Raw genomic sequence first — 12,475 nt, 5'->3', positions numbered from 1 at the left:
CCGGTTAGCGCCGTATGAGTCATGGTGATAAAGCAACCGGGCTCACTATCAATGGCACCTATCAATGAGCATTCGCACCCTCGGCTGACCTTGCCCCCAGGCCGTCCAAGGTCTATCAATCATGCTTCACTTCTAAAGAGTCCTTGCCATGACCGCCCAGACCAACCGCCAATTCCTGCTCGCCAAACGCCCGGTCGGCGCGGCCACGCGGGAAACCTTCACTTACCAGGTCGTGCCGGTGGGCACCCCCGGGGACGGGCAGGTGCTGGTGCGCAACGAATACCTGTCCCTCGACCCGGCCATGCGTGGCTGGATGAATGAAGGCAAGTCCTACATTCCGCCCGTAGGCCTCGGCGAGGTCATGCGCGCGCTGGGTGTGGGCAAGGTGATTGCCTCGAATAACCCGAAATTCGCCGTCGGCGACTACGTGAATGGCGCCCTGGGCGTGCAGGATTACTTCCTGGGCGAGCCGCGCGGCTTCTACAAGGTCGACCCCAAGCTGGCGCCCCTGCCCCGTTACCTGTCTGCGCTGGGCATGACCGGCATGACCGCCTACTTCGCGCTGTTGGACACCGGCGCGCCCAAGGCCGGTGAAACCGTGGTGATCTCCGGCGCGGCCGGTGCCGTGGGCAGCATTGCCGGGCAGATCGCCAAGCTCAAAGGCTGCCGCGTGGTCGGCATTGCCGGCGGTGCCGACAAGTGCAAGTTCCTGGTGGATGAACTGGGCTTCGACGCCGCCATCGACTACAAGAACGAAGACGTGCCCGCCGCCCTCAAGCGCGAGTGCCCTAAAGGTGTGGATGTGTATTTCGATAACGTCGGCGGCGACATTCTTGACGCGGTGCTCAGCCGGCTGGCGTTGAAAGCCCGCGTGGTGATTTGCGGGGCCATCAGCCAGTACAACAACAAGGAAGCGGTGAAAGGCCCGGCCAACTACCTCTCACTGCTGGTCAACCGCGCACGGATGGAAGGCTTTGTGGTGATGGATCACGCGGCGAACTTTGCCGCCGCCGGGCAGGAAATGGCCGGCTGGATGGCCCAGGGCAAGCTCAAGAGCAAGGAGGATATCGTCGAGGGGTTGGAGACGTTCCCGGAGACGCTGATGAAGCTGTTCAACGGCGAAAACTTTGGCAAATTGGTGCTCAAGGTCAGCTGATACACGGCAGATCCGCGCGTCCCCACGCGAACGTGGGAACGCGCATCGATCAGGCGATCTCGGCGACTACCGCCGCCAACGCCTTGGCCGGATCCGCCGCCTGGCTGATCGGACGGCCGATCACCAGGTAGTCGGAACCCGCGTCCAGTGCCTGGCGCGGGGTCAGGATGCGGCGCTGGTCGTCCTGGGCACTGCCCGCCGGACGAATCCCCGGGGTCACCAGTTGCAACGACGGATGGGCAGTCTTCAAGGCCTGGGCTTCCAGCGCCGAGCACACCAGGCCATCAAGGCCGGCTTTCTGCGCCAGGGCGGCCAGGCGCAGTACCTGCTCCTGAGGCTCGATGTCCAGGCCGATGCCAGCCAGGTCCTCGCGCTCCATGCTGGTCAGCACGGTCACGCCGATCAGCAACGGCTTGGGGCCGTTGCGCTGTTCCAGCACTTCGCGGCAGGCGGTCATCATGCGCAGGCCGCCGGAGCAGTGTACGTTGACCATCCACACGCCCATCTCGGCCGCAGCCTTGACCGCCATGGCGGTGGTGTTGGGGATGTCGTGGAATTTCAGGTCGAGGAACACCTCGAAGCCTTTGTCACGCAGGGTGCCGACGATTTCCGCGGCGCAGCTGGTGAACAGTTCCTTGCCGACCTTGACCCGGCAAAGCCTGGGGTCCAACTGGTCAGCCAGCTTCAGTGCGGCGTCACGGGTGGGGTAATCCAGGGCGACGATGATAGGAGTCTGGCAGACGGACATTGGAATGGGCTCTCAGGCAAGTCGAAATCGGCGCGGATTGTAGCGCAAGCAGCGCCGTTGCGGGATCCGATGATCGGTAAATACTGACCAACCGCCATCAGCCGGGCATTCCAGATGATTATTTCAAAGCTGATACATTCATGACATGCCCACAACACGCCCTGCCGCTAGCCTCGCCCGCACGACCCACCGACCAGCACTACCAGCCATGGGGCTGGGCGCCTATGCTGAGCGCAACAACCAGGCAGATGATCGCACTATGCATACCCCTTCCGTCCCCTTGAACGACGAGCCCAAAGGCGCGGTGGTCGCCGATGACAAGCGCTGGAACACCCGTGCGCTGATCGTCGACGACGATGTGCCGATCCGCGAATTGCTGATCGACTACCTGGCACGCTTCAATATCCTCGCCACCGGCGTGACCGACGGCGCCGCGATGCGCCTGGCCATGCAAGCCGAAACCTATGATGTGGTGGTACTCGACCTGATGCTGCCGGGGGAAGACGGCCTGACCCTGTGCCGCTGGCTGCGCGCCGAGTCGGATATCCCGATCCTGATGCTCACGGCCCGCTGCGAGCCCACCGACCGCATCATCGGCCTGGAACTGGGGGCCGATGACTATATGTCCAAGCCCTTCGAACCCCGTGAACTGGTAGCGCGGATCCAGACCATCCTGCGCCGCGTGCGCGATGACCGCACCGAACAGCGCGCGAATATCCGCTTCGACAACTGGCGCCTCAACAGCGTGTTACGTCAATTGGTGGCCGACGATGGCCTGGTGGTGCCGCTGTCCAACGCGGAATTCCGTCTGTTATGGGTGTTTATCGAACGCCCGCGCCGGGTGCTGAGCCGTGAGCAGTTGCTTGATGCCGCCCGTGGCCGCTCGATAGAGGCCTTTGATCGCAGTATCGACTTGCTGGTGTCACGCCTGCGGCAAAAACTCGGGGATGACCCCAAGGCACCGCAGTTGATCAAGACCGTGCGCGGCGAAGGCTACCTGTTCGACGCCCGGGATATTGGCTGATGCGCGCGCCCTTCAACACGCTGTTCGGTCGGCTGTTCGGCGTGTTGCTGGTGGCGATTGTGCTGGCCCATGGGCTGGCGTTCTTCTGGTTTCACCACTACGGCCAACCGCCGCCGCCCCCTCCTGAGCGTTTTATCGAGCAGCCGGACGGGACCCTGGCGCCGATGCGCGACAAGCACCCACGCCCCTGGTTTGGCGGCCCGGTGGTGCCCCTGACCTTTCAATTCGTCTCGTTGATTATCGCGGCCTGGTACGGTGCCAAACTGCTGAGCCGGCCGATACAGCGCCTGAGTGAAGCGGCGGAACGCTTGAGCCTGGACCTCGACAGCCCACCCCTCGATGAATCCGGCCCGAGGGAAGCACGGCAGGCCGCCTCGACCTTCAACCTGATGCAAAGGCGCATTCGCGAGCAGGTCAGCCAACGCGCGCGCATGCTCGGCGCCGTCTCCCATGACCTGCGCACCCCGCTGTCACGCCTCAAGCTGCGCCTGGAGCAGATCGAGGACACCCGGCTGCAGGGCCAGATGCGCCAGGACCTGAACGACATGATCGGCATGCTCGACGCCACCCTGAGCTACCTGCACGAACAGCGCACCAGTGAAACCCGGCATTGGCTGGATGTGCAGGCGCTGGTGGAGTCCATGAGTGAAAACGCCCAGGACCAGGGCTCCGATGTGCAATGTGCGGGCAGCTGCCTGCCCTTGCAGGTGCAACCGATGGCCCTGCGCTCATGCCTCAACAACCTGATCGACAACGCCTTGCGTTATGCCGGCACAGCCCGCGTGGAGCTGGAGGACAGCCGCGAAGCGCTGGTCATCCGTGTGATCGACCACGGGCCGGGGATCGCGGTCGATAAGCGTGAGGCGGTGTTCGAACCGTTCTACCGGCTGGAAGGCTCGCGTAACCGCAATTCCGGCGGCGTCGGCCTGGGCATGACCATCTCTAAGGAAGCGGCAGAACGCCTGGGCGGCCGCCTGAGCCTGGAAGAGACCCCAGGCGGCGGCTTGACCGCCGTGATGTGGTTGCCCAGGGCTTAAAGGGGCTTGTCTTCACGTCGAACCTGGGCCTGGGTTGCGCTCCAATCCATCAACAGGCTGTAGGCCACGGCCAGCAGGGTCGGGCCGATAAACAGGCCGATAAAGCCAAAGGCAATCAAGCCGCCGAAGACCCCGAGCAACACGATCACCAGCGGCAGGTTGCCGCCACGGCTGATCAGGTACGGCTTGAGCACGTTGTCCACGCCGCTGATGATGAACGTCCCCCACACGCCAAGGAACACCGCATAGGTGTAGTCGCCTTTCCACGCCAGCCAGGCCGTGGCCGGGATCCATACCAGCGGCGGGCCCATCGGGATCAGGCTGAGCAGGAACGTCACGATCCCCAGCACCAACGCACCCGGCACGCCGGCGATCAGGAAGCCGATCAGTGCCAGCAGGGCCTGGGCGGCGGCAGTGCCGATCACACCGTTGACCACACGCTGCACCGTACCGGCCACCAGTTCGATGTAGTAACCGGCACGGTCACCGATCAGGCGTTCCAGCAAACGATGCACGAACATCGCCAGACGCGGCCCGTCACGATAAAAAAAGAACACGAACACCAGGCTCAGGGTCAGCTCAAGGATGCCCCCGCCGATCTGCGCACTGCGCGCCAATAGCCAGTTACCCACCTGCCCCAGGTACGGCTTGAGGCTGACCATCAGCGCCGCGCCCTGCTCGTCGATGCTGTTCCACATGCCGACCAGGCGTTCCCCCACAAAGGGAATCGCGGCCAACCAGGTTGGCGCCTCGGGCAGCCCATCGACCTGAATATCCTTGATCAACGCCACGGCATCGCGCACATGGTCCGCGAGATTGAACCCCAGCCATACCAGCGGCACCGCCACCAGCAACATCCAGCCCAAGGTCAGGATGCCGGCGGCCAGGGATTCACGGCCACCCAGCCAACGGGTCAGCAGCACCATCAACGGCCAACTGGCAAACGCCAGCACCGCGCCCCAGAACAGCGCCGACCAGAACGGCGCCATCACCCAGAAGCTGGCACCAAACAGCACCAGCAGCAGGATTTGCACCAGCAGGCGATCGTTATTGAGCATGGGGTATCTCTAGAAAAGGCTGTAGGAAGAGAGCTTAGGCGAACGGCACGGGTCCGTTCGCCCTGTTGCGGTCAGCGTATCAGATGCAGGTGCAGGCCTTGGGTTTCAGTGCTGCCGGTTTCCAGGCGCGCGGCGCGCACGCCTTTATCGACCAAAGCCTGGCGCCAGGCTTCGGCTTTCGGGCCGGTCAGGCTGACGCGCAAGGTCGTATCGAGGTTCAAGCCCCGGGAAATCAGGGTCAGCCAGGTGTCGTCGGGGTCGCCGCCAAGCGCGGGGAAATCCAGCTCACCGGTGCTTTTGAGCTCGCGCAACAAGGTGGCCGAGGTCGGCAGCAGGTCGCCCAGCGGTGCGCCGGCATCCAACTGCTCCACATGCAGGTAGGCACGGCGGTTGCCTCGGGTGATGCCGTACATGGCCACCAGGGAGTTTTCCTGCGGGGCAGCCAGACGCAGCAGCAGGTATTCCTGCTGGCCGTCGGCCCCTACCAGCTTGGCATTACCGAACACTTCGTTGGCCCACAGGCTGCTTTCACCGCAATCGCGGGCCTGGCACCAGAACAACAACTGCGCGCCGTTGGCCTGCAACGCTTCGCGCGTCGACGTGAATGCAGCACTGGAGGTGTGTTCGGCAGGCAGTTCGTAGGTAATCGCTGTGGCTCGCCCACGGGCGGTGGCCTGGCCCTCGTAACGCAACTGGCCACTGATCTTGCGGATCGCCCCCATGGGGTAGATGCGTTCCTTTTCTTCAGCGGGACGGTAATCGACGATCTGTGCGTCGACCTGACGGGCCACGGCAGGCAGGTCCTGGCTTCCCGGCACATCGGCGGCGAACACCAAGGGGCTGAAACAGCACAGTCCGAGGGCACGTATACATCCTTTACGCAGGCTCATCGGATCGGTGAGCCCTGGCCATCGGAGGTCGCAGCAGTGTTGAGTTGGTTCATGGTTGACTCCCTTTCAATCCGCCCAGCCTCGGCAGTTGACCGCCCCAAGTCAAGGCGCGGAGAAGAACCGATTGAAACAGTCTGCAACAAGGACCGCACCGGGCTCATCATTCAGGTGTAAATGATGGCCACCCGGCAACGTGGTTACCGTAAAGGGTAGCTGGGAAAGCAATTCGGGATGTTTCGCCAACATGCCATCGGCGGCGACCACCAACTGCGCAGGGCAACCCACGCGGCGCACGAAAGCCATCGCCTGCTCATCGGTCAGGCGCATCGGCGAAGCCAGGGTCAGGCGACTGTCCGAGCGCCAGGTATAACCGCCCGGCACCGGCATCAAACCGCGCTGGGCCAGCAGCTCTGCGGCTTCACGGCTCACGGCGACCAGACCTTTCATGCGCGCCTCAACCGCCCGATCCAGGGTGGTGTAGACCGGCTTGCGCTTATCCTGCAGGTTCAATTGCGCCTGCAAGGCCATGCCCAGGCGCTCGGCCGCGTTCTCACCGCTGGCCGTGGGCGGGATCACGCCGTCAATCAAACCCAGGTGCGTCACCCGTTCCGGCAAGGCACCGGCCAGCACCAGGGACACGATGGCGCCGAGGGAGTGGCCGAGTAATGCAAAACGTTTCCAGCCCAGTTGCTCGGCAACGTGCAGCACGTCGTGGACGTAATCCCACAAGGCATAACCGGCACCTGTAGGACGATGCGCCGAATGCCCATGGCCGGCCATGTCCAGCGCCACGATACGCAAACCCGCAAGCTTCGGCGCCAGGCGTGCAAAGCTGTTGGCATTGTCCAGCCAGCCATGCAGGGCGATCACCGGCAAACCGTCCTCGGGGCCAAACAGATGGGCCGCCAACTCAATGTGCGGCAGGCTCAGGCGAACCTCTTCGACGGGTGTGCTCATGCGCAGCTGCGCTCCCGGGCTTCCCAGCGCGCGAACAGGGTCTTGATCAAGGTCGCGGTGTCCTGGGGGCGTTCGAGGGGAAACATATGGCCGCCGGGCATGGTGAGCATTTCGCCCATGGGCAGACGGTCGACACCGCTGGCGTGGTGACGCATCACCACACGGCTCTGGCGACCGCGCACCACCGCCAGCGGCACTTTCAATTGGCGCACCTGGCCGGGACTGGTGTGAGGCACGCCCCGGTAGATGCTGATTTCGGTGGCCGGGTCGAAACGCAGCCGCAGGCGATCACCCGCCTGGTACAGGCCGTGTTGCAAGTAGGCGTCGAAGCATTCCGGGTCGAAGCCTCGGAACAGGGTCTTGCCGGCGAAGTAGCTGCGCGCGGCGTCCAGGTCGCTGAATTCTTCACGACGGCCCAAGGTACGGCCGGCCGGCGTGAGTCGATCGATAAAACCGAAACGCTTGGCGGCGCGGATCACCCAGCGGTCGGCGCGGGTCAATACGGGCGAGTCGAGCATCACCACCCCGCGATACAGCTGCGGGCAGCGCAGGGCCGCGTGCAAATGCAGCACGCCACCCAGGGAATGGCCCACGCCCCAGACGGGCTGCGGTTGCTGCTCCAGATGATGGATCAACTCGTCCACCAGGTTCTGCCAGTTATCGTCCACTGGGAACCTGGGGTCGTGACCGTGCTGCGGCAAGTGAGCCACCGCATATTCCGGGGCCAGGGCGGCAAACAGCTTGCCGTAGGTGGCCGAGGGGAAGCCATTGGCGTGGGCAAAAAACACGTGCTGCGACATAGCGGACCCATCTGCAAAAACCGAGATTGATTGTCACCAGCCCCAAGCCCCACAGCAATGACTGTAACTGCCAGGAATGATGACACTCACGCCACACCTATCGCGCCGGAGGGGTTTCGCCCAAAGGCACCACGGCCATGGTCAGCCGTGAGACACAGTTGCACTTGCCGTCATCGGTGGTCAGGCGGATGTCCCAGACCTGGGTGGTGCGGCCGATATGGATCGCCTTGGCCACCGCCGTCACCCGCCCGCTGCGCACACCGCGCAGGTGATTGGCGTTGACCTCCAGGCCCACGCAATAGAACTTGCTCGGGTCGATGCACAAATAAGCCGCCACGGAGCCGACACTCTCGGCCAGTACCACCGACGCACCGCCATGCAGCAGGCCGTAGGGCTGGTGAGTGCGGTGGTCGACCACCATGCTGGCGGTGAGGGATTCGTCGTCGAAGCTTTCAAAACGGATGTCCAGCAGCTCACCGATGGTGTTTTTCTGGCCGGCATTGAGTTGTTCGATATTCGGTTGGGTGCGCCACAAGCTCATGGAATTGTCCTTATTGGTTTTATTACGGACCTAATCCTGCCACACAACTGCCTCGCTGCGCTCGGGCCAACGAAAAGCGACGGACATGGGACCCGCGCCTTTGTGGCCCGACGATAGCCTACGGATTCTTCACGCTGACCAGGCTCATCAACCCCGCCAGCGGGAAGTCGCCCTCAAGCTCCGCCAGGCTGGCGGTGGACATCGGCTGCGGCTGGCGCTGATGGCCATGCTGCAGAAAACTGATCAAGCTGCCGACCAGGGGCTGATGACTGACCAGCAGCACGTTGTCATCACTGTCGAGCTTGCTCAGGACCTCCAGCGGATTGCCCTCCGGCGTGAGCCAAGGCACCGTGCGGATATCCGGTTCAAAACCCAACGCGTCCCGCACCAGCTGTGCAGTCTGCTGCGCCCGCACGTACGGGCTGGTAATGATCGCGCTGAGCGGCTGGCCGATCAGGTGCGCCGCACTACGCAACACCTCGGCGCGGCCATGTTCGGTGAGGTTGCGCTCGGCATCCGTGCGGGCATGCGCCTCGGCCTCACCGTGACGCAAGACCCACACCTTCATAGCTTCGGCTCCTCATCCCGCACCGGGTGCGGCGCCGGCGGCACGCTGTGGGCGGCTTCGCCCTCGGGAGCGCGAGGGGTTGGCCAGTCGGCGAACGGCCAGGGCTTCTGTTCGGTGTGGAAGCTGCCAAAGCGGCCGATCTGGGCAAGAAACTGGCTGAGGCTGTCGCCGAAGTTCATCAGGCCCAGGTTCGGCGCGCTGTAGACCAGGCGGTAGATCAACTGCACCACCACCAATGCGCCGAGCAGGAACTGCGCCACCTGCCACACCAGGGCAAACACCAGCATCCACAGGATGCGCAGGATAATGGACTCGTACTTGGGGGCTGCTTTCGGATCGTTCATGGCGCGTTCCTCAGTTGAAACCACTGGTGGAAATAAAGTCGACGTCGGTTTTGGGCTCGGCCCGCATCAGCAACTCGATGACCTGGGTCAAGGTGCGCCCTTCAAACAGGATCGCGTGCAACCCGGCGACCAGCGGCATGTACACGCCGACTTCCTGGGCCTTGGCCTTGAGCACCTTGAGGGTGTTGACCCCTTCGGCCACTTCGCCCAGGCGCGTCACCGCGTCTTCCAGGCTCAGGCCCTGGCCCAGGGCGAAACCCACCTGGTAGTTGCGGCTTTTCGGCGACGAGCAGGTGACGATCAAGTCGCCCACGCCGGCCAGGCCCAGGAAGGTCATGGGGTTGGCGCCCTGGTTCACCGCGAAGCGGGTCATTTCCGCCAGGGCACGGGTAATCAGCATGCTCTTGGTGTTTTCGCCCATGCCCAGCGCCACCGCCATGCCGGCGATGATCGCGTAGACGTTTTTCAGCGCCCCGCCCAGTTCCACGCCAAAGCGGTCGCCACTGGCGTATACGCGGAAGGTCCGGCCATGCAGCACCGCCTGGACGCGCTCGCACAACGCCTCATCCTCGCTGGCGATCACCGTGGCGGTCAGCGCGTGCTCGGCGACTTCCCGCGCCAGGTTCGGCCCGGACAGCACGCCAATGCGCGCCCGGGGGGCGATCTCGGCGAGGATTTCGCTCATCAGCTTGAAGGTCTGCGCCTCGATGCCCTTGGTCAGGCTGACCAGCAGCTTGCCCGCCAGGCGCTCGGCATGGGGCGCCAGCACCGCGCGCAAGGCGCTGGAAGGCAGCGCGACAAAGCACAGGTCGCAGTCCGTCAGGGTGGCCAACAGGTCGGTGACCGGCTCGACCGCCGGATGAATCTTGATGCCTTTAAGGTAACGAGGATTTTCGCGGTGTACGCGAATGGCCTCGGCCTGCTCGGGATCGCGCATCCACTGGCGCACCGCATGGCCGTTCTCGGCCAGCAGGTTAGCCACGGCGGTACCAAAACTTCCGCCTCCCAGGACCGCAATAGGGCGCTGTTCAGTCATATGCAATCCGTTAATCCATACCAGTGGCGATGGCGGCATTATACGGGGCGACCCGCTTGCGGCCAGCCCCCGTATCAAATCGTGGGCCTGTCGAAAACTGCCATGTCCGTGTGACGGAATTGCAAGGGCGACGACTGGCAAATAGCCTCACCTCGGTTAACATGGGCGGCTATCCGTCATTATCAAGGCCATGTCGTGTATTTGGGCCCTCCTTCCCGTTCATCTCTACTGCTTATGCTGTTGTGCAGTGCACCTGCGCTGGCTGACGACCTGTTCCTCGACAGCCAGCCGCTGCCGCAGGTCTTGACCGCCACGCGCCTCAAGCAATCGGCCGCCGCCGTGCCGGGCAGCATGACCGTGATCGACAGCGAGTTGATCAAGGCCAGCGGCGCAAGGGACATCAGCGAGCTGCTGCGCCTGGTGCCGGGGATGATGGTCGGCTACACCACCGGCAACCAGGCGGCGGTGAACTACCACGGCACCAGCGCCAGCGATGCGCGCCGCATGCAGGTATTGATCGACGGGCGTTCGGTGTACCGCGCCGGCCTGGCCACGGTGGACTGGAGCGACATTCCGGTAGCAATGGAAGACATCGAGCGCATCGAGGTCTTCCGCGGCCCCAACACCGTCAGCTACGGGGCGAATGCCTTGATGGCGGTGGTCAATATCCTCACGCGCTCACCGGCCAACAGCCATGGCTCACGGGTGAAGGTGATTCGCGGTGAGCGCGGTATCAATGACTTTTATGCCAGCCAGGGCGTGGGCTGGGAAACCGGCGATCTGCGCCTGTCGCTGTCCGGGCAACAGGACGATGGCTTTGACAGCGATGCCGCTGGCGCCGACCGCCGGGACGGCCGTCGCCTCAACCGCTTCAGCCTGGCAGTGAGCCAGACCTTGAACGCGCAACAGAGTATCGATTGGCAACTGAATGCCAAGGAAGGCACCAACCAGCGCCCTTACACCTACACCCCGGTATTCGCCGGGATTACCGAAGGCGGCGACAATTCCGATGTCACGGCCAAGGACTACGCCGGCTCCCTGCGCTGGAACTTTGATTTCAACCCCGATCACAGCCTCTATATCCAAGGCTCGGCCCAGCAGTGGGACCGCCGGCAAATCTGGAAGGCCTGTGACGCCAAGGTCTCGTTCAGCCCCGAGCTGACCCAGTTGTGGCAGCTCAACCCCAACTATGCCGAACGGCTGGCCCGGCATATGGACACCTACAGCCAGGGCACCGCGCCACCGGGCAGCGCCGCCGAACAAGCCTTGGCCAACCAGGTACTGGACCAGTGGCGCAACGGCGCCAACCAGAGCGTCTGCGGCGACATCGACCAGAGCACCCGCGAAAGCCGCTACGATGTGGAAATCCAGGACACCCTCAGCCTGTCCGACAGCCTGCGCCTGGTCAGCGGCATGAATTACCGCTACGACCGCGCCGACTCCGATACCTACTTCAACGGCACCCTGGACGACACCACCTGGCGCCTGTTCGGCCAGTTGGAATGGCGCGCCAGTGAACATTGGCTGCTGCAAGGCGGCGCCATGTTCGAAGACACGCACCTGAGCGGCCATTCGCTGACGCCCAGGGTGGCGGTCAACTATTTGATCAACCCGCGCCACGGCTTGCGCGCGGTGTACTCGGAAGCCATCCGTTCGCCGGACATGTTCGAGAACAATGTCAACTGGAGCTACCGCGTCACCAACCTCAGCTCACCGACCTATGGGCAGAGTTCCGGACAGTACTTCGTGAAGACGCGGGGCCCGGGCAACCTCGACAAAGAACTGATGCGCTCGCGGGAACTGGGCTACAACGGCTTCTTTGCCGACATCGGGCTGAACATGGACGTGAAGGTGTTCTACGACGAAATCACCGACATGATCAGCTCGCCGCTGCGCAATAACCAGTACATTGCCAGCAACGCCAACAGCTCACGCTTCACCGGCGCCGAGTCCCAGTTCGACTGGCGCGTGAGCAACGCCGACCGCCTGCGGCTGACTTACGCGTATGTCGACGCCACCACCAGCAACCCACTGGACAAAGCGCAGACCGCGCGTAACAGTGGCTCGGCCGGCTGGTTGCGCGAATGGGGCCAAGGTTGGTCCAGCGCGCTGTTCTACTATGGCGACGACGCACTCAACCAATATCGTTTCGAACGGGTCGACCTGCGGGTGGCCAAGCGCATTGCCCTGGGCAAAGCCAACGTGGAGCTGGCCGGCATGTTGCAACAACGCCTCGATAACCAGCCCACCACCTGGGCCGACAACACTTACGACCATCGTCACGTACTCTACTTCAGCGCGGAGTTAGAGTTCTGA

General features: G+C 63.5%; 13 protein-coding genes. 4 read left to right on the top strand and 9 right to left on the bottom strand.

All coding sequences use genetic code 11. The features are described from left to right. Positions 1-148 precede the first annotated feature (148 nt). The gene (locus BLQ09_RS22085; protein WP_027607085.1) at positions 149-1,156 is read left to right on the top strand and encodes an NADP-dependent oxidoreductase; all 1,008 of its coding nucleotides are present in this window, start codon (positions 149-151) and stop codon (positions 1,154-1,156) included. Positions 1,157-1,205: 49 nt separating this feature from the next. On the opposite strand, the gene pyrF is transcribed toward BLQ09_RS22085, so the two are convergent. Beyond that, a complete protein-coding gene (gene pyrF / locus BLQ09_RS22080; protein ID WP_027607084.1) occupies positions 1,206-1,904 on the bottom strand; it encodes an orotidine-5'-phosphate decarboxylase in 699 nt (232 codons plus the stop codon). Positions 1,905-2,163: 259 nt separating this feature from the next. On the opposite strand from pyrF, the gene BLQ09_RS22075 reads away from it, so the two are divergent. After that, a complete protein-coding gene (locus tag BLQ09_RS22075) occupies positions 2,164-2,928 on the top strand; it encodes a response regulator (RefSeq protein ID WP_027607083.1) in 765 nt (254 codons plus the stop codon). After that, positions 2,928-3,965 carry a sensor histidine kinase gene (locus BLQ09_RS22070; RefSeq protein WP_027607082.1) on the top strand — a complete coding sequence of 346 codons (1,038 nt, stop codon included), beginning with the start codon at positions 2,928-2,930 and terminating at the stop codon, positions 3,963-3,965. Before BLQ09_RS22075 ends, BLQ09_RS22070 begins: the two co-directional genes overlap by 1 nt. Here the strand turns inward: BLQ09_RS22070 and BLQ09_RS22065 are convergent. The 8 genes from BLQ09_RS22065 to BLQ09_RS22030 all read right to left on the bottom strand — a co-directional run bounded on the left by BLQ09_RS22065 (position 3,962) and on the right by BLQ09_RS22030 (position 10,159). Continuing rightward, positions 3,962-5,023 carry an AI-2E family transporter gene (locus BLQ09_RS22065; protein ID WP_027607081.1) on the bottom strand — a complete coding sequence of 354 codons (1,062 nt, stop codon included), beginning with the start codon at positions 5,021-5,023 and terminating at the stop codon, positions 3,962-3,964. The genes BLQ09_RS22070 and BLQ09_RS22065 overlap by 4 nt on opposite strands. A gap of 71 nt (positions 5,024-5,094) precedes the next feature. Then, on the bottom strand, positions 5,095-5,913 hold the full coding sequence (locus BLQ09_RS22060) for a DUF4892 domain-containing protein (RefSeq protein WP_027607080.1): 819 nt from the start codon (positions 5,911-5,913) through the stop codon (positions 5,095-5,097). 102 nt (positions 5,914-6,015) lie between these two features. Next, the gene (locus BLQ09_RS22055; RefSeq protein WP_027607079.1) at positions 6,016-6,870 is read right to left on the bottom strand and encodes an alpha/beta hydrolase; all 855 of its coding nucleotides are present in this window, start codon (positions 6,868-6,870) and stop codon (positions 6,016-6,018) included. After that, positions 6,867-7,670, bottom strand: coding sequence for an alpha/beta fold hydrolase (locus tag BLQ09_RS22050; RefSeq protein WP_027607078.1), 804 nt, complete (start codon positions 7,668-7,670; stop codon positions 6,867-6,869). Before BLQ09_RS22050 ends, BLQ09_RS22055 begins: the two co-directional genes overlap by 4 nt. 97 nt (positions 7,671-7,767) lie before the next feature. Continuing rightward, positions 7,768-8,211 carry a hotdog fold thioesterase gene (locus tag BLQ09_RS22045; RefSeq protein ID WP_027607077.1) on the bottom strand — a complete coding sequence of 148 codons (444 nt, stop codon included), beginning with the start codon at positions 8,209-8,211 and terminating at the stop codon, positions 7,768-7,770. 118 nt (positions 8,212-8,329) lie between these two features. Beyond that, positions 8,330-8,779, bottom strand: coding sequence for a phosphohistidine phosphatase SixA (sixA, locus tag BLQ09_RS22040; protein ID WP_027607076.1), 450 nt, complete (start codon positions 8,777-8,779; stop codon positions 8,330-8,332). Next, entirely contained in the window at positions 8,776-9,123 is a 348-nt protein-coding gene (locus tag BLQ09_RS22035; RefSeq protein WP_027607075.1) for a DUF4389 domain-containing protein, read from the bottom strand. Before BLQ09_RS22035 ends, sixA begins: the two co-directional genes overlap by 4 nt. Before the next feature lie 10 nt (positions 9,124-9,133). Continuing rightward, positions 9,134-10,159 (bottom strand): NAD(P)H-dependent glycerol-3-phosphate dehydrogenase, encoded by a 1,026-nt coding sequence (locus BLQ09_RS22030; RefSeq protein ID WP_092358543.1) that lies wholly within the window; start codon positions 10,157-10,159, stop codon positions 9,134-9,136. Positions 10,160-10,354: 195 nt separating this feature from the next. On the opposite strand from BLQ09_RS22030, the gene BLQ09_RS22025 reads away from it, so the two are divergent. Next, positions 10,355-12,475: a TonB-dependent receptor plug domain-containing protein gene (locus tag BLQ09_RS22025; RefSeq protein ID WP_371914540.1), complete on the top strand. Its 2,121-nt coding sequence runs from the start codon at positions 10,355-10,357 to the stop codon at positions 12,473-12,475.

The organism is Pseudomonas sp. NFACC25 (assembly GCF_900100935.1).
In the GTDB taxonomy this organism is placed as follows: Bacteria; Pseudomonadota; Gammaproteobacteria; order Pseudomonadales; family Pseudomonadaceae; genus Aquipseudomonas; species Aquipseudomonas marginalis.
Note: the sequence above shows the minus strand (reverse complement) of the source record. Positions and strands in the feature narration are given on the sequence as shown.

Excerpts from the sequence above, each read along its gene's own strand:
- BLQ09_RS22055 (WP_027607079.1), bottom strand. The coding sequence starts at position 6,870 with ATGAGCACACCCGTCGAAGAGGTTCGCCTGAGCCTGCCGCACATTGAG.
- sixA (WP_027607076.1), bottom strand. The coding sequence starts at position 8,779 with ATGAAGGTGTGGGTCTTGCGTCACGGTGAGGCCGAGGCGCATGCCCGC.
- BLQ09_RS22085 (WP_027607085.1), top strand. The coding sequence starts at position 149 with ATGACCGCCCAGACCAACCGCCAATTCCTGCTCGCCAAACGCCCGGTC.
- BLQ09_RS22035 (WP_027607075.1), bottom strand. The coding sequence starts at position 9,123 with ATGAACGATCCGAAAGCAGCCCCCAAGTACGAGTCCATTATCCTGCGC.
- BLQ09_RS22030 (WP_092358543.1), bottom strand. The coding sequence starts at position 10,159 with ATGACTGAACAGCGCCCTATTGCGGTCCTGGGAGGCGGAAGTTTTGGT.
- BLQ09_RS22065 (WP_027607081.1), bottom strand. The coding sequence starts at position 5,023 with ATGCTCAATAACGATCGCCTGCTGGTGCAAATCCTGCTGCTGGTGCTG.
- pyrF (WP_027607084.1), bottom strand. The coding sequence starts at position 1,904 with ATGTCCGTCTGCCAGACTCCTATCATCGTCGCCCTGGATTACCCCACC.
- BLQ09_RS22075 (WP_027607083.1), top strand. The coding sequence starts at position 2,164 with ATGCATACCCCTTCCGTCCCCTTGAACGACGAGCCCAAAGGCGCGGTG.
- BLQ09_RS22070 (WP_027607082.1), top strand. The coding sequence starts at position 2,928 with ATGCGCGCGCCCTTCAACACGCTGTTCGGTCGGCTGTTCGGCGTGTTG.
- BLQ09_RS22060 (WP_027607080.1), bottom strand. The coding sequence starts at position 5,913 with ATGAGCCTGCGTAAAGGATGTATACGTGCCCTCGGACTGTGCTGTTTC.
- BLQ09_RS22050 (WP_027607078.1), bottom strand. The coding sequence starts at position 7,670 with ATGTCGCAGCACGTGTTTTTTGCCCACGCCAATGGCTTCCCCTCGGCC.
- BLQ09_RS22045 (WP_027607077.1), bottom strand. The coding sequence starts at position 8,211 with ATGAGCTTGTGGCGCACCCAACCGAATATCGAACAACTCAATGCCGGC.